Source organism: Candidatus Nitrospira allomarina (assembly GCF_032050975.1).
Lineage (GTDB): Bacteria > Nitrospirota > Nitrospiria > Nitrospirales > UBA8639 > Nitrospira_E > Nitrospira_E allomarina.
In genome coordinates this window covers 22,051-37,907 of the sequence record NZ_CP116967.1, presented here as the reverse complement: position 1 = coordinate 37,907, position 15,857 = coordinate 22,051, and the positions used below count along the sequence as shown (strand labels likewise).

At 48.6% G+C, this 15,857-nt stretch carries 15 protein-coding genes; all 15 read left to right on the top strand.

What is annotated here, in order from left to right; all coding sequences use genetic code 11:
- Window positions 1–151: 151 nt before the first annotated feature.
- The 15 genes from PP769_RS00150 to PP769_RS00080 all read left to right on the top strand — a co-directional run bounded on the left by PP769_RS00150 (window position 152) and on the right by PP769_RS00080 (window position 15,686).
- Window positions 152–1,069 carry a carboxypeptidase-like regulatory domain-containing protein gene (locus PP769_RS00150; protein ID WP_312643695.1) on the top strand — a complete coding sequence of 306 codons (918 nt, stop codon included), beginning with the start codon at window positions 152–154 and terminating at the stop codon, window positions 1,067–1,069.
- Window positions 1,070–1,084: 15 nt separating this feature from the next.
- Window positions 1,085–2,005, top strand: a complete 921-nt coding sequence (locus tag PP769_RS00145; protein ID WP_312643693.1) for a carboxypeptidase-like regulatory domain-containing protein — start codon at window positions 1,085–1,087, stop codon at window positions 2,003–2,005.
- The gene (locus tag PP769_RS00140; RefSeq protein WP_312643690.1) at window positions 2,002–2,676 is read left to right on the top strand and encodes a hypothetical protein; all 675 of its coding nucleotides are present in this window, start codon (window positions 2,002–2,004) and stop codon (window positions 2,674–2,676) included. Before PP769_RS00145 ends, PP769_RS00140 begins: the two co-directional genes overlap by 4 nt.
- 49 nt (window positions 2,677–2,725) lie before the next feature.
- Window positions 2,726–4,060: a HEAT repeat domain-containing protein gene (locus PP769_RS00135; protein WP_312643686.1), complete on the top strand. Its 1,335-nt coding sequence runs from the start codon at window positions 2,726–2,728 to the stop codon at window positions 4,058–4,060.
- Between the two features lie 212 nt (window positions 4,061–4,272).
- Window positions 4,273–6,141: a thioredoxin domain-containing protein gene (locus tag PP769_RS00130; protein WP_312643684.1), complete on the top strand. Its 1,869-nt coding sequence runs from the start codon at window positions 4,273–4,275 to the stop codon at window positions 6,139–6,141.
- A 292-nt stretch (window positions 6,142–6,433) separates the two neighbouring features.
- A complete protein-coding gene (locus PP769_RS00125; protein WP_312643681.1) occupies window positions 6,434–7,228 on the top strand; it encodes a carboxypeptidase-like regulatory domain-containing protein in 795 nt (264 codons plus the stop codon).
- Window positions 7,229–7,413: 185 nt separating this feature from the next.
- Window positions 7,414–8,391, top strand: a complete 978-nt coding sequence (locus PP769_RS00120; RefSeq protein ID WP_312643676.1) for a methyltransferase — start codon at window positions 7,414–7,416, stop codon at window positions 8,389–8,391.
- 31 nt (window positions 8,392–8,422) lie between these two features.
- Window positions 8,423–9,139, top strand: a complete 717-nt coding sequence (locus PP769_RS00115) for a DUF420 domain-containing protein (RefSeq protein ID WP_312643674.1) — start codon at window positions 8,423–8,425, stop codon at window positions 9,137–9,139.
- Window positions 9,140–9,146: 7 nt separating this feature from the next.
- Window positions 9,147–9,626, top strand: coding sequence for a PCP reductase family protein (locus PP769_RS00110; protein ID WP_312643672.1), 480 nt, complete (start codon window positions 9,147–9,149; stop codon window positions 9,624–9,626).
- 66 nt (window positions 9,627–9,692) lie between these two features.
- On the top strand, window positions 9,693–10,766 hold the full coding sequence (locus PP769_RS00105; RefSeq protein ID WP_312643670.1) for a hypothetical protein: 1,074 nt from the start codon (window positions 9,693–9,695) through the stop codon (window positions 10,764–10,766).
- Between the two features lie 13 nt (window positions 10,767–10,779).
- On the top strand, window positions 10,780–12,639 hold the full coding sequence (locus PP769_RS00100; RefSeq protein WP_312643668.1) for a cytochrome ubiquinol oxidase subunit I: 1,860 nt from the start codon (window positions 10,780–10,782) through the stop codon (window positions 12,637–12,639).
- Window positions 12,639–13,373 (top strand): DUF3047 domain-containing protein, encoded by a 735-nt coding sequence (locus PP769_RS00095; protein ID WP_312643665.1) that lies wholly within the window; start codon window positions 12,639–12,641, stop codon window positions 13,371–13,373. The genes PP769_RS00100 and PP769_RS00095 overlap by 1 nt, the downstream gene beginning before the upstream one ends.
- Window positions 13,374–13,382: 9 nt before the next feature.
- Window positions 13,383–13,754, top strand: a complete 372-nt coding sequence (locus PP769_RS00090) for a hypothetical protein (protein WP_312643663.1) — start codon at window positions 13,383–13,385, stop codon at window positions 13,752–13,754.
- A gap of 48 nt (window positions 13,755–13,802) precedes the next feature.
- Window positions 13,803–14,720, top strand: coding sequence for a formylglycine-generating enzyme family protein (locus PP769_RS00085; protein WP_312643661.1), 918 nt, complete (start codon window positions 13,803–13,805; stop codon window positions 14,718–14,720).
- 81 nt (window positions 14,721–14,801) lie between these two features.
- A complete protein-coding gene (locus PP769_RS00080; RefSeq protein ID WP_312643659.1) occupies window positions 14,802–15,686 on the top strand; it encodes a formylglycine-generating enzyme family protein in 885 nt (294 codons plus the stop codon).
- Window positions 15,687–15,857: the final 171 nt, after the last annotated feature.

Here is a 15,857-nt window from a genome sequence, read left to right as displayed (position 1 = left end):
TTCCGATGACCCAAATGTGGTAGGGTGACATGAGAGGAGAGGTTTCATACAGCATGTGATTCCTGGTGTTTCCCGCTCGTAGTATTTTGTGAAAGCCGACAGGTATTACACATAGCTATTTATTTGTGGTGATAGGAAGGAGGGAATTGGAATGATGATGAGGGTCATGGTGATCGTGATGTTCCTGATGAATGTGTCATCCATGGGGTTGGCCTATCAGGAGGGCCCGGTCAGAAATGGGGGGGCCATTCAAGGCCATGTTCGCATTCATGGGGAACGCCCAAGACCGATGGCGTTTAATCTCGTCACGATCCCGGATGCCGTATATTGTGGAAGAATTTCTACCGGTACTGGGTGGCGCATTGTTGAGGATTTTATTATTGGGCCTCAAGGGTCGCTTAAGGATGCGGTAGTGATGGTGAAAGGGGTAGAAAAAGGCAAACCGTTTTCTTTACCAAAGGTGGAGGTTGAAGCCATTGATTGTGATTTTTTACCATTTGTCAATGTGTTAAAGGACCAGGATGAAATAACCGTGATCAATATGGATCCGGTAGAGCATGATATTCAGGGATATGAAACGGCCAGAGAACGAGGGGCCAGGGTCTTGTTTAATCGTCCATTGCCCATGAACCCCTTTCATAATGTGGTTGGTATGTTTGGAAAAAACGTCCATACCCATCTGCCCGGAAAACCGATGATTGAAAAAATCCATTTGCGAAAAGGACGGGATGTTTTTGTCATGCAATGTGGTTTTCATCCCTATATGTTTTCATGGGGATTAGTGGTGGATAATCCCTATTATTCGATTTCCAAAGAGGATGGGGCCTACGAAATTCGCGATATTCCCGCAGGAGAATATCAAGTGACTGTCTGGCACCCTGGTATGAAAACCTATTTGGAAAAAACCGTTCGTGTGGAACCGGGAAAAACGCTGACATTGGATTTCCAATATGAATCTCCCCAAGGGAGGAGAAGCGTGCATGAAATGCAGGAGAACCCACATTTTGGACTGGAAATGCTTGGAGAGGGCGTTGAGATTATTCCGTCGTTACGACGGCAAGTTCCCTGAGGGCATGAGTTGATCATGAATAAAAATCGAATGGTAGAAATTGCCGTCATAGGTCTCCTCTGGATAACCAGTTCGACCGCTTTCGCTTATGAAGTTATTGAGGTAACGGACGGGGCCACTATTGTCGGTACTGTGACCCTCAAGGGCATTCCGCCTTCTCCTAAAGCGTATAATCTGGTGACGTTCCCTGATCCAGAGTATTGCGGCCGCATTTCTGATGGTCAGGGCTGGCGGCTACTTAAGGATTTCGTGGTGAATGATGAGAATCAACTTCAAGGGGTCGTGATGGTGGTTGAAGGCGTTAAGGCCGGGAAACCTTTTTCCCTTTCTATTCCGAGGGTGGAAGCTCGGGATTGCCAATTTCTGCCCTTTACGACGGTGGTGCGTAATGAGCATGGAATTGAAGTGGTGAATATGGATCCGGTCATGCATGATATTCAAGCCTATGAGACGTCGTTGAGCCAAGGGACGCGGGTGTTATTTAATTCTCCTCTACCCTTTAATCCTCGGCATCAACGTGAGAATATCCATGCGACACATGAGCACCTGCCGGGGCAATCTTTGGTTCATCAATTTCAACTGAGCAAAGGCCGAAAAACATTTGTGATGCAGTGCGGGTTCCACGCCTACATGGAAAGCTGGGCGATTGCGGTGGATAATCCCTATTTCAGCTTTACTAATGATAAGGGAGAGTATGTCATTTCTTCACTCCCGCCTGGAAGTTATCGCATTCGGGCCTGGCATCCAAGTGTCAAACATGAGCAGATTTATGAATTTTCCGTGGAACCAAACCAAACCGTGCGGAAGGATTTTTCCTTAGAATCTCCCGTGGGTCGTTGGACAGCGCACACCATCCGGACGCCGCCGAGATTTACTCCCGCTGCCTTGGGCCACCCCGTTTTGATAGAGCCTCTGGTTGAACACCAAAGGCCATGAAATGGATAGACATTTCTTTCCTTCTCTCCCGAGCTTGTGACAAAAAGTTTGCAGGGTTCCTTGTTTGTGCCATTTTCGGAACGGTGGCCTGGTTCCCGTTAGCCTGGGGCTTTACCAGTTCTTCTAATTTCCCCCACAATGGTCCCAAAGAATTTTCGGCCAGACTGATGTGGAAAACCGGAGGACGTATCGCCAATGCCCAGTTGTTTGTGAAAAATGATCGATATCGTATTGAACCGGCTGGAGGAATACGAACAGAGTTAGGCTATGCGAGTATCCTCATTATTCGATTGGATGAACAAAAAACCTGGTATGTGTTTTCGCAGCGCCGAATGATTGTGAGCGTTCCCCTAACTTTGGATTATTTGTTACCATTTTCTGCCAAGTTGGAAGGAGAGACGAGTCGAACGGTTATTGGGGAATCCGTGGTAGGCGATCAATCGGCCCTGCTTTATGATGTGGAGGTCCAGGATCGGTTTGGCCAACTGGAACGTTATTTCGAATGGGTGGACCCTCAACGGGAGATTCTCTTGAAGCTCTTAAGTCAGGATCGGGATTGGTTTGTGGAATATCGTCATGTGGTGGTTTCTTCGCAACCAGATTATTACTTTGAAGCGCCTTTGGGCTATCGAATTATTGAGGCTCAGGAAGCCCCGATTCCGAGAGGGTAGAAATATGTTATGCCTAGGAGATGGGGGTGAACAATTAAGGATGAATCGTATGAATGTTGTGCTCGTTCTTGGTGTTCTGTGGGCTCTCTCAGGGTCGGTGTTGGCGGAAGAGGCACATGATTCAACCCTCATTCAGGCGCAAAAAGCCTACGATCAGGATCAATTTCAACAGGTCGTTGACCTTGTTAAGCCTTTATACAAAGAGAGCACGCCCCTCTTGCAGGCTTCTCGTCTATACATCCTAGCATTAGCGCGCTTGGGAAAGACTCCCGAAGCCATTGAGGTTTATGAGAAAGCCATTGCCGGGACAAAACGGGAAGACGAACCGTTCTTACGCCAGCTTGCCATTGCCAGTATATTGCCTGTCCGTTCCGACATGCGGGAACAAATGCGGGGCGCTGCCTATACGGCATTAAAGGAAATCGAATCCGATCAGGCCGTGGAATATTTAGAAAAAGGCTTAACTGATGAAACCGGCATGATTAGAGCATTAGTGGCAGAAGCCTTAGGGCAAAGAAAAGCAGGGCAGCGTTCCAAGGCGTTTCGTGAAGCATTGAAGGACGGAGCCGGTTTGGTGCGGGCAACCGTTTTAATTGGGCTAGGACAATCCGGCGACAGGAGTCTTGAGCCCCTCATTAGACCATCGTTGAACGATGAGCAGCATCTGGTCCAAATTGCTGCAGCAAGAGCATTATATGAGCTCGGTCATAAGGAATACTGGGTTCGTTTGGAGCAAGGGGCGACCAGCGAAGAAGGGTATGAACGGGGCGCGGCTATCCGTGCATTTGGTGAGTTAGGGGATCGTCGTGCGATACCGATCTTGGAAAAAACTATTTCCGATTCTCAACCGTCTATCCGTGCTGCGGCCATTGCATCCTTGGGAAAATTGCATGCTCCTGAATCTTTGCAGACACTGAAGGCAGTTTTGTTTGATCGTATTCCTGCGGTGCGGAGTGTGGCAGCTTTTAGCATGGGGTATTACGAACCACATCAAGTGTTAACCCCGTTAACCAGGGCGTTGGCCGATTCGAATTCCGGTGTGCAAGCGGCGGCCGTGGCGTCATTGTTACGGTCAGGAGCCCCTTATTCAGTGGTCAAGGATACCGTTCAGCATCTCCTCAATGACCAAAATCCGGCCATTCGGTCGGGTGCGGTCAAGGCGCTTGCAAATGGAAAAGGTCCTAACGTTCTCAATGTTCTTATATTGGCTCTCAATGATCCATTGCCTCGTCCTAGGATTGGGGCCTCCCGCGCATTGGGTCGTATTGGCGATCGTACGCTCCTCCCGACCTTAAAGCGCCTCCTGCGAGATACTGATGAAGCGGTGCGGGTGACTGCCGCCGCCGCTATTGTGAAGATTTTGGAAAAGGAGATCGGTCTTTAACCGGGTTGTTTGCGGCCCTAAAAAAGGTCTTCCTGAAGATAGACAGGTATGATCGGATAAAGGGTGTGAACATGTTTCCCCAATTTGTGCAGTTTATTAGGCACTGGTCCCCTTTCGACCAATTCTGGCGCACGATCATCAAGTTCGCATTTGTCCCGGTGACGGTGGGTATGAATCACTTATGCCGAATCCGGAGAATTTGGAGATTGTGGATGGTCGCTGGGCTCAGCGTGTTGTTTCTCGTCAGTCCCCTTCATGCTGAAATACAGCCTCATGGGGAGTCTGTCGACCATCCAATTGTTCATTGGCATGAATGGGGAAATGAAGCATTCGGACGTGCTCAATCCGAAGATAAATTAATTATTTTGGATCTCACCGCTATTTGGTGTCATGCCTGCCATGTGATGGACCAGACGACTTATGCCATCCCTCATATCGTACAGCTGCTCAACACCAAATTTATTCCTGTTCGGGTCGATACTGATCAGCGTCCCGATTTAGATGCTCGTTACCGAGCGGGGGGATGGCCGACGACTAATGTCCTCCTGCCAACCGGAGAAATTCTTTTTCAAACGAATGCCTTGGGTTCTGAGGAAATGGAAGCCATGCTTCTTGAGGCGCAGTCTATCTATGACACCGATAAGGCGGTGTTGCTCAAGGAGGCCTCTCAATTATGGGAGCGGGTACGAGAGAAGGTGGAAGCCGGTCCATCCAAAGCGAATGTGCTTCAGGCTGCCATGGTCAAACAAAGTGTGGAGATGATGAGAGCCCAATTTGACCCAGTCAATGGAGGGTTTCGGGATGCCCCCAAATTCTTTGAACCCGAAGCCATCCAGATGGTTTTGGCCCATGGCTTTTTTGAAGATGATCCAGGGTTGCTCAAGATAGGATTGGATACCTTAAAAAAGCAAGTGGGCTTACTTGATCCCGTTTGGGGCGGGTTTTACCGCTATGCTGAACAAGCAGATTGGAGCCAACCGCATTTTGAAAAGATGTTGTCGATTCAAGCTCTGAATCTTCGCAATTATGTTGAGGCCTTCCAACTCACCGGAGATCTTCAGTTTAAACGCATAGCCTTGGCCATTATTGAATATGTTTCGCGGTTTTTAACCGATCCGCAAACGGGGTTGTTGTACGAAAGTCAGGACGCCGACGTCAGAGGAACTGGTGGGATATTGTCCATGTCTGGAGCCGAGTACTATTCTCTCAATGAGAGCAAACGATTGGCCATCGGTACTCCATATGTGGACCGACGAGTTTTCACAGGGAGTAATGCATTGATGGCATGGTCCTATTTGTATGCCTCAGTGGTGTTGGAACAGGTCAAGATAGGGGATTTGGCTCTTCAAATATTGAGCAGGTTGTTTCCGAAGCGTTTTGATGTGAAGAAGGGGCTCGCTCATGGCGAGCCTGGAGACGGCCCCAACCTTTACGGTTTATTATCGGATCACATATTCTTTGGCCAAGCGTTACTTGAGGCCTTTAGAGTGACAGGGCAATCTCAATTTTTGCAATATGCTGAATCCCTTGCCGAAGTAACTCCACGGTTATTGCAAGATCCCGCAAATGGAGGATTTTTTGATCATCCACAGATGCCAGGTAAAATTGGTCTTCTGAAGTTCCCAAACAAACCGGTGAAGGAGAATTTCCAAGCCGTCCTCTGGTACCTTGATCTTTTTCATTTGACGGAGAAGCCCACGTATCGCTCCATCGCTGAGAGCACGTTGCAGGCCACGGTCATGTCTCGGCAACCTCTTCCCCTCGCATTGTCCGGTTTGGCTATCGATCAATGGTTTCGGTTTCCTATTCATATTGCGGTGGTGGGAAATTTTGACAATGCCATGACCAACATTCTAATGGCGGAAGGCCAGCGAATGTTTTGTCCTGGAAAAATTGTGAAAAGGTTTGATCCCAAGGAGGGTCAGGCAAAGTGGGGTGACATTATTTTTCCCTATGACGGACGACCCGTAGCATTTGTCTGTACTGACCGGTTGTGTTCGGCTCCGGTCTTTCAGGCAGAGGACATGAAAAAGAGTGTGGCTGACATGATGGCCATACTCAGAGCCCCTGTTCAAAAATGAGCGATGCTGCCTAATTACCGGTCTGTTGATCTGTAGGGGATTATAGAGGGTTTCAAGACTTTTCATTTTTCCGCGAACTAAAAGGCCTAAGGCTTAGCACAAAGGACCTAGTTCTTGTTGGGTTTCTTGACACGTTTTTTTTATTCCTGATATATACGGAAGTGGGTGGTGTCGGACGATCCATTTCAAGATCAGCTTTTTTTACCTGGCCGGGGTAAAAGGCGCTGATCTCATCAAGTTAGGTTGTTTTCCCACGTCAACTCAATTTCATTCTTAACTAGGAGGAAGAATCATGAGGAACCGTCAGTCTTTAACTATGTCATTTTTAGTGGGCTGCATTCTTATTGCTGCCCCATTAGTCGCCCAGGCGGGGGGAACTATTAAAGGGAAAGTCACATTTGCCGGAGAAGTTCCCCCACCGAAAGAATTTGCCTTCTCAAAATTTCCCAATGTGGATTTTTGCAAAAAAAATGAGAGCAAAAGTGCGGATGGGAATACCCGGTTGCTGAAGGAAGTGGAAGTAGATGGAAGCAAGGGTTTAAAGAATGCCGTGGTGGCGGTTACGGATATTCAAGACAAAGCATTCTTAGACAAAGCCGACAAGGAGGCCCCGCAAGTGGTCGAGGCTGAATTATGCGAGTTTATTCCGTATACGGGAGTGGCCGTAAGTAAGGGCCTGTTTAAGGTAGTCAATAACGATGCTGATCCAAGCGATCCTAAGTCGGCTGAAGGGGTGTTGCATAACCCGCATAGCTTTGATCAATTGGGTGCCAAGTCCAGCACCGAGTTTAATATCGGTCTGGCCAAAAAAGGTGATTCTTTAGAAAAAAACGTCAAATTGAAAATGTCGAAAAAGGGATCTGTGTTGCGGTTACAATGTGACCAACACGAATTTATGCAAGGCTGGTATTTGCCGGTGACCAATGCGCATTATGGCGTGGCTGGTGCCGACGGAACCTTTGAAATCAAGGACGTGCCTGCCGGCAAGCACAAAGTAAAGGCCTGGCATCCTATTGCCGGGGAAGTGGAAGCCGATGTGGATGTGAAGGACGGGGGAACCGTCGAAGCCAATTTCGAGATTAAATAAGTCTCTTTCGATTGAGGCAGAGCATTTCTTCAAGGGCAACTAGCCATGAGCTAGTTGCCCTTGTTTTTTGTGGAGAAGGTCAGACTATTTTTCTGATCGTTCAGCATTTGACCTCGCAAAATGACCCCGTTAAGATCGACATCGAAAATGATTTTTCATGTTGCCAGTTGAGTTTGAGGCCCCATGTGATTCGTGAATCATCTCTCGCAGATATTTTCCAGATAGGATACTACTGGGAAACCAAAATTCTTCTCACCGCTGTTAAGCTTGATCTCTTTACCGCCCTTAAGGGACAGTCGCTCACGGTCAATGAGGTCGCCGATTCCCTGAAGCTCAACCCACGGGCCTTGGAGTTGGTCATGAACGCACTGGTTGCGATGCGTGTGTTAACGAAGGATGAGAAGCTGTATGTCAATACCCCTGTGGCTGAAAGACATTTGGTGCAATCAAGCTCAGAGTATGTGGGTCATTTATTACTGTTGCATGACGCTGAGTGGAATCATTGGGGGCAGTTGGAACAGACCGTAAAAACCGGACGGTCACCTGTAACGCAACATGTCTTTGAAACGAATCCGGAACTGGGAGCTCACGTGCTCACGGTCTTGGATCGAATCGGGCAGGGAAGTGGTCAGGGATTGGCGAAAAGTGTCCCCATTCATGGAACGGTACGGATGTTAGATATTGGTGGTGGGGCCGGAACCAATGCCATTGCCTTTTGCCTGGAACATCCCGGATTGTCCGCCACGGTTTTTGATCTTCCGCAAACCTTGAAGGTGACCAAAGACCATGTAGATCGTGCGGGATTAGGTAATCGTATCCACTTGCAAGGCGGCAACTTTCATGTCGATGCATTTCAGGGGTCGTATGATCTTGCCCTCATGTCGGATATTCTGCATTATCAGGATGGCAGCACCAATGCGGCATTGGTGAAGAAAGTATTTGCCTGTTTGACAGAGGGGGGGCGACTGATCATTAAAGATCGGTTCTTGGATCCTGCTAAAACGAGCCCTGCTTGGACGACAGCCTTTGCTGTTCATATTTTAGTGAACACAGAATGTGGCGAATGTTTTACGATTCAAGACAGTCGCCAATGGATGGAGCAAGCCGGCTTTCGAATTGTTGAAGAGTTAGAACCGCGTGCCATGATTCAAGGCACGAAATAACAGAAGGGCATGGCACCAAATTATGGATGAAATGGCAGTATGGCTGAGAGAACCGGGATTTTTCGGTACCCATGCCACGGTTGGAGCGGATGTGAGCCAACTCATGGCGACGTTCTTTACGATATTGTTTATTGTCGGATGGATTCAGGCGAGACAGCATAAAAATGATCGGCACCATTGGCTGATGTTCGGTGGGATGGTTGCCATGCTCGCCTTCTTTATCAGTTATTATTTGTTTCGCAGTCTTGGGGTCCTGGCTTTTGAGGGCAAGGAAGGCTTTGGCGGACCTCAATGGTTATACGATCAAGTGTTTGTGCCTGTCTTGACGCTTCATATTCTCCTGGTCGTGATCGGCCTCGTGATGGCCATTTATATGATGGTGTTGGGGTTCCGGGCACAGACTTTCGTGGAAGGGAAGCGGATCTTGAAGGATGCGATATTAAAGACTTCCGGGAGACGAATCGTGATGATCCTGGGAGGGGTGACCACCATTGTCCTCTTATTTTTCCTTTCACGGGTAATGACCTCTGGATTTTCCATGGGGAAATTCAGTGTGTATCTTGGTCTTATTCTTCTCATTGCATTGGTGTTTGGAATTGAAATATCTATCCAGCGGATTTGGCCCAATGGGGCCAGACGGCATCGAGTGCTTGGACGATTTACCATGGTGATTTACTGTGTGTTGTTCGTAACGGGAACGTTCACCTACACGATGCTCTATATTCTCTATCCGGGAAAAATTGGGTAGGCCGTTCATGCAATGTGGTTGTGACTATTCTTTACGAATTGTGGAGGTTGAAGAGTTACCGTCCGATGCTGTGTTTGCGAAATTTCATTGCGATCGGTGTGGATTTTCCCTTGGAGCAGAAGGGAATGCTAAAGAATTGGATCCGGCCGTTTCCCACGTCGTATGGACGGACGAGGCCTTATACCAAATGAGCCGACTTCCACCCTATTTAGTGTCTCTCGTATGTGAGGAGGTGGAGGAGTTTGTCTCTAGCAGGGAACAAAGGATCGTGACGGTTGCGCGTGTTGGGTCGGCGCGCAATAAGGGGATGGTGGAGTGGACTCCGGATGCGGAGCGTCGTATCAATAATGTTCCGACAGGAATTCGGGCAATGGCGAGAATTGAGTTGGAGCGAACCGCTCTGGATCGCGGGATGCCTGCGGTTACGGTTGCACTCATGGAAGAGGTGAAAGCCCGTTATTTTGGTATGGCGGCAGGGCGCGCATGAAACGCCTTGTGAGCGAATTAGCGCAAACGATCAATCTCTGGAAATCTCTTCAAAGCGAGTAACGATATGTTGCATCGACTTTCCCTTCGTGTCCTTCCGCAATTGAATGCCTTAGTAACGGACCAACCCGTTCGCAAGCGGAAGCGTTTGGTGATGCTGGCTCCCGGCTTAGTGGCTTTTGGGATCTATCACCTTCTCAAGCCTGTCTTGCCGCTTTCCGATCCATTGGTGCTTCTGGCATTCACCGGGTGTATTTGTATGCTTACCGCCATCTGGTCCTATCGACAGGGACGTGGAGTCTCTCTCATGGAATCCTGGTGCGAAGACGGGGCCCAGCAGTGGGCATGGTTGGTGGGATGGATTGGTCTGGTCTATGGAATCCAATTATCCCTCTTGGTTTTGTCGATTCTTCAAGTATTTGTGGCCTATGATTTTCTGCTCCATCCGGAAGGTCCGGCCATGATGGCAACCATCATTTCATGTACATCCGTGACTCGGGATGCCTTTGAAATTGGTCATGTGCAACGGATGAGGCAACAAGGGGTTGTCGTCCCAACCTTTCCGGACGGAGAGGCGTTACGAAAATGGATTCCGCAGGAGATAGGAAGTATTGTGAAATGGGGAGCGTTGGCAACCATGATAGGGATAGCCGGTTCATGGCTCCTATTCACCGTGGGGCCGATTGAACTGCAACCCATCCTTCAATCGTTGTTCGTTCCCGTTATGATCGCCTCCATCGGAATGAAGACGTTTTTCAGCGGGGAATTGTTATATGCTCAAAATACACAGGGAGGAAGGCCACGAACATGGCTGTCATCTCTTTGGTTTTGGATGTGGCCAAATCTAACATTTTCAGCGACGTATTTTCTGGTTCTCATGGGAATGGCCGCCTTTGTATTGCGGGTAGAACAGATTTCTCAAGGAGGATTTATGGGGATAGCCGCCTGTACGGCCATGTTGATGGCGCTGTATACCCTCTTTCTGGGCTGGCGCAAATCCTATGAAGAACAGCTCGTCGGCATTCCTGAATCCATACAACGGTGTCCCTTTGTGATGGGGATACTCCAAAATTCCAAATCGTCTGAAACTCTTACTTCCATCCCTGACGTCAAAGTGGGTCACGGCAATCTGGTGAATTAAATTGAGAACAATTTTGAAAACATTGGTGGGTGTGCTGCTTTTCTTTTTGCTTCAGGCCGGGTTGGCATTTGGCCTGGATAATCAGGCCTTGCCCTCGACTGAAGGGCAGACAAGCCAGGATATTTTCTACCAAACTCCAGGGTCTATTTCCAGTCCGTCCGTCGCGGAAAGTCCTCAGGGCTATTCCTCCTATCCTTTAGTGGATAACCGGTTGGTCGTGTGGTTTGTGACTCAGCAACACACATATTTCGGAGGCTTTGTTTTATCTATTCCTTTGTTTGCCTTGTTATTGGAATTTTTAGGAATCACACGAAAACAACAGGCAACCCAGCAGAAATTGGATGGATTGGCCCATGATATTTTGCGGGTAGCACTCTTGTCGCTTTCTATTACGGCCTTGTTAGGCTCTCTTATGCTGGTAACCTTTGTGACTCTTTACCCGGGATTTATGAGTTACATGGGGGGGACGTTTAAGCCGGTTATGCCGGTGTATGCCATGGTGTTTGTGAGTGAAGCCTTCCTCTTGGCCCTCTACTATTACACATGGAACTTCCTCAAAACCCCGGCGCTGAAGTGGGTGCATATGACTCTTGGTGTACTCTCAAATGGAACCGGAGTCATTTTGTTGTTGTTAGCGAATTCATGGGCTTCGTTTATGATGGCCCCGGCCGGAGTTGATGCCCAAGGTCATTTTTTGGGGAATGTGTGGCATCTCCTGCATTCTCCATTATGGAATCCACTGAATACGCACCGTTTTTTGGCGGATATTATGTCAGGTGGCGCAGTGGTTGTCGCCTATGCGACCTACCGGTTTTTCATGTCAAAAACTGCGGAGGACCGGGCATATTACGATTGGGTTGGACATGTTTTTCTTGTAGTAGTGGTGTGTGCGCTTCTCCCTATGCCGCTTGCCGGCTACTGGTTGATGAGGGCCGTCTTTGAGTTCAGGCAAACGATGGGCATGGCAATGATGGGAGGCATGTTGTCATGGCTGTTTGTCCTCCAAGCGATTATGGTTGGGGTCTTGTTTCTGGGAATTAACTATTACATCTGGCAATCCCTGGCGCGCCTTCAAGGTGGAGAGCGTTTTCATCTCCACTTTAAGGTGATCCTTTTTGCGCTGATGGTGTGTTTCCTGGTGTGGTTTACGCCGCATACCATTGCCATGAGTGGCAGTGAGATGAAAGCGATGGGTGCGGCCCAGCACCCGGTCATTGGTCAATTCGGTGTGATGTCCGCGAAGAATGGTGCGGTGAACGTCATGATCTGTTTAACCGCATTGAGTTACATCCTGTATCGGCGAGCTAATCGTGTGATGACAGTCAAGTGGGCATCAAAGGGAAATATTTTCTTATTGATGTTATTTCTCATGGGGATTGCCAATATTGTGTGGTTGGCCATTTACGGATTCTATATTCCGGCAAATGTTCGGGTGGGTCTTTCATCGCCTCAAGGGATGACGACCGCTACGGTGGTAGTTGGAGGGATATTATTGAATCGATTAATGTTGCGGGGCGCCCATATAAATGGGCCTGTGCGTTGGGGACGAATTACCCCGCGTGGGATTGTGGCGCTGTTTGTGGTCGCAGCCGCGTTTACCTGGGTAATGGGGTTGATGGGGTACATCAGGTCTGTGGGTCGTTTGGGATGGCATATATCTGAATTAATGCCCGATCAATCCTCGTGGGCATTTACCCCTTCCCTGGGATTTGCCGCGAAAATGGTCACCCTCAATATGGTTGTTTTTTGGTCGTCAGTCTTTTTTGTGTTTTGGCTTAGCCGATGGGATCAGCGAGTGGTAGAACGGCGAACGGCTGAATTTGAAAGGCCTTCTCCGGTGATTCAGGTCATTTCAGAAGAGGAATCCGCGTAATGAGAATCTGTTTTTGGCAATACAATAGTTTAGAGGGTGTGAAGGCGAGCCGGTTAAGCGTGACTTGTTTGACATGGTTGATCGTGGGGTTTCTGATAAATGGAAGTAGTGCCGCGTGGGCCAAAGAGGTCCCGAGCTCAGGATCTTCCAGTAGTTCGATGGTGTTGGAGGATTTTCAGCATCCTGATGCTAAAGGCTTCCCTCAAGGGTGGGAAGCGCAGCGAAGTACGGTCACAGCCCATGAAACCTATACGATTCAAGAAGAGGGTGGGACTTTTTTCCTTTCTGCGAAAAACGCCAATCAAAGAGTATATACCAAGCATATAACGTGGGATCCGAAACAACACCCTATTCTGACCTGGCGTTGGAGAATACAGAGTGTTACCGATGATGCCGATTTCCTGGCCGCAATCTACCCGTCCTTGGATGTCGACCTAATGTTTATTCCCGTGAACACGAAATACGTGTGGAGTGCCACCCTTCCGGTAGGGTCAGTCAAGGAGGGTGGCATGTTTAGCTCAACAGAAATTGTCATTCGAAGTGGGACTGAATCCCTTGGCAAGTGGGTTGAGGAACGGGTTAATGTGTATGAAGATTTTTTGAAGATTCATGACCATGAACCGGCTCCACATGCCTGGGGTATTTCCTTGTTGGGGGGGCCGGGAGTGGAGGTGGATTTCGGTTCGATTCAGGTTCAATCTGAATCATCCAGCGGTGATCTCGGGCGGGAATGAAAAGTGAAAATGACTCCATCGAAAATATTTGATGTCTTCTTAGGTATCCTGGGATTAGGGACAGTGGGCCTGTTAATCGGGATCTTTATGGGAGAGGGATGGCTCCCTGTCGCGCTGGCAGCGGGTGCCCTTCTTGGCGCCGGGGTAGGCCTAGTAGGGGGCCGTGGATTTTTTTTGAGCATTTTTATCGGGACAATTTTAGGTGGACTGTTGGCATTAGGATTGAGTGGAACTGAGGCTATGACCGTTGGTGCCGCGTCAGGGGCGGCGATGGGTGGATTTTTGGGAATTTGGATTTCGATGCTCATTGAGACCTGGCAACAACGAAATCAGAGCCTTCCTGAGTCGAACGTTAAGCATCATGGGCCTTTACAACCCTAATTAAACTGAAATTGTGCTGATTATGTGGAACCGAGAGGCAAAATAGTAATGGAAAATCAACGGGTCCTCATGGGGGCCATACTTTTTGTGTTTGGCTCCTTTATCATGATGATCGTGATGTTGATTGTTATGACCTATAAAGGGAAAAAGGATTTGGATGAGTTGTCGGCCGGTCAATCGGCCAATGTCCGTGTGTTGCAGCCAATGCCCACACAAGACTTTTCTATGTATAAAACCCTCGTGGGGGATGACAATCGTGAAATGGTAGAAATTCCTGAAGGACCATTTACCATGGGCATTGCCGATGGGGACCCCGATGAAGGGCCACCCCATCCGGTATACCTCCAAACGTTTTACATTGATCTTAAAGAGGTCACGCAGGCAGATTATGAGCGGTATATCAAGATGACGAAACGGGACAAACCTAAGGTGCCGGTCTTTGAAGATGATGTCGCCAAATTGATCGGGCCCGATTATCCGGTGGTGGCGGTGAGCTGGAACGACGCCTTTGGGTATTGTCGCTGGGCTGGCAAGCGGTTGCCCACAGAAGCGGAGTGGGAAAAAGCGGCAAGGGGAGAAGGAAAGCGCCGTTATCCCTGGGGTGATAAGTTTGATTATCAATTTGCCAATGTGGATGGGGAGGAGGATGGCTTTAAGTTTTTAGCTCCCGTGGGATCTTATGAAGTAGGGAGAAGCCCATTTGGACTCTATGATGCCACCGGCAATGTGGCTGAGTGGGTCATGGATAGTTATGCTCCAGACTATTATCAGCAGGCTCCATATCGGGACCCTCCTGGCCCAAAGGACGAAGACGAGAATAAAGTCATTCGTGGAGGTTCTTGGCGTGAATCTCGTATAGGCGCCAGGGTGACCAAGCGTTTTGCAGCGAAAATGTGGAGGAACGATGCCAGTGTTGGATTTCGGTGCGCAAAGGATCCTCCGACTGAGACTCCTCAAGCCTCATAAGCGATAATCAAACTCCTCGTCGGCGAGACCAATCGCCCATAGTTTCTCGAGGCAACCTTGATGGACCAGAAATAGGGGAACATGGACGGTCGATTTAAACTTATTTTTTTGATTGCAGTGTTATTTATGACCGGGTTGCCGGTATTGGGAATATTAAGGGGAACCGATGCTCCTCCATCGCCACCGGATCGCGATCTTCAATCTCAGCCTTCTTCAGCCTCGGAGACATCATCTGAGGCATCAAGGGAGGTGGCGCTTTCTGGTCGGGCAAATGAAGATGAGATGGTTGAAATTCCTGCTGGGGAATTCATTCTTGGGAGTAATCAAGGCGGATTCAATGAAAAGCCTGCGCACGTCGCTCATCTCGATGCATATTGGATTGATCGGTACGAGGTTACCTATCAGCGGTATATGGAGTTTGTTGAAGCTACTGGACATCGGCAGCCTGGTCCGCCTTCCCGCTATGCCGAAAAGCTCGGTTTGCTGCGAGGGCCTCATCAGCCGATTACCTATGTGTCATGGAGTGATGCGAATGATTATTGTCGATGGAGAGGAAAGCGTCTTCCTACTGAACAGGAATGGGAAAAGGCTATGCGAGGGACAGATGGTCGCACCTGGCCCTGGGGTGAGGGTCTCAGCGGCCATCCTGCCAATTTTGCAGGAGAGGCCGATGGTTATGTTGTGTCGGCTCCGGTGGGGGCTTTTCCTCTTGATCAAAGTGTATTTGGAGTTTATGACGGCGCAGGAAATGTTATGGAATGGACGGATAATTGGTATGTCGAAGATCTTTACCTTCAAGAAAATATTGCTACGCCGGCGAGTAATCGGTCTCCTTCTACCTACAAGACAATGAGAGGTAGTGGCTATACGAGCCAAGGAGTCGATATCAGGATAACCAATAGAAGCTTTATGGTTCCTGATTTCAGAGACGAGACGATTGGGTTCAGGTGTGCACGTTCAGATTAAGACCGAAAACCGTTAATGTTTTGGGTGGAGATAAACTGAAAAAAATTAAAGAAAATCAAAATAGTAGAGTATGAGAAACACCGCAAGGAGAATATTGACAACCATTCCGGCCAAAACTATAATGTCGAACACTTTTGCATTTGAACGCATGAGTAATCCCTCGTTTTACGT

What these genes read in the sequence shown, in the direction of transcription:
- PP769_RS00150 (WP_312643695.1), top strand. Translation starts at nt 152, where the DNA reads ATGATGATGAGGGTCATGGTGATCGTGATGTTCCTGATGAATGTGTCA.
- PP769_RS00145 (WP_312643693.1), top strand. Translation starts at nt 1,085, where the DNA reads ATGAATAAAAATCGAATGGTAGAAATTGCCGTCATAGGTCTCCTCTGG.
- PP769_RS00140 (WP_312643690.1), top strand. Translation starts at nt 2,002, where the DNA reads ATGAAATGGATAGACATTTCTTTCCTTCTCTCCCGAGCTTGTGACAAA.
- PP769_RS00135 (WP_312643686.1), top strand. Translation starts at nt 2,726, where the DNA reads ATGAATGTTGTGCTCGTTCTTGGTGTTCTGTGGGCTCTCTCAGGGTCG.
- PP769_RS00130 (WP_312643684.1), top strand. Translation starts at nt 4,273, where the DNA reads ATGGTCGCTGGGCTCAGCGTGTTGTTTCTCGTCAGTCCCCTTCATGCT.
- PP769_RS00125 (WP_312643681.1), top strand. Translation starts at nt 6,434, where the DNA reads ATGAGGAACCGTCAGTCTTTAACTATGTCATTTTTAGTGGGCTGCATT.
- PP769_RS00115 (WP_312643674.1), top strand. Translation starts at nt 8,423, where the DNA reads ATGGCAGTATGGCTGAGAGAACCGGGATTTTTCGGTACCCATGCCACG.
- PP769_RS00110 (WP_312643672.1), top strand. Translation starts at nt 9,147, where the DNA reads ATGCAATGTGGTTGTGACTATTCTTTACGAATTGTGGAGGTTGAAGAG.
- PP769_RS00105 (WP_312643670.1), top strand. Translation starts at nt 9,693, where the DNA reads ATGTTGCATCGACTTTCCCTTCGTGTCCTTCCGCAATTGAATGCCTTA.
- PP769_RS00095 (WP_312643665.1), top strand. Translation starts at nt 12,639, where the DNA reads ATGAGAATCTGTTTTTGGCAATACAATAGTTTAGAGGGTGTGAAGGCG.
- PP769_RS00090 (WP_312643663.1), top strand. Translation starts at nt 13,383, where the DNA reads ATGACTCCATCGAAAATATTTGATGTCTTCTTAGGTATCCTGGGATTA.
- PP769_RS00085 (WP_312643661.1), top strand. Translation starts at nt 13,803, where the DNA reads ATGGAAAATCAACGGGTCCTCATGGGGGCCATACTTTTTGTGTTTGGC.
- PP769_RS00080 (WP_312643659.1), top strand. Translation starts at nt 14,802, where the DNA reads ATGGACGGTCGATTTAAACTTATTTTTTTGATTGCAGTGTTATTTATG.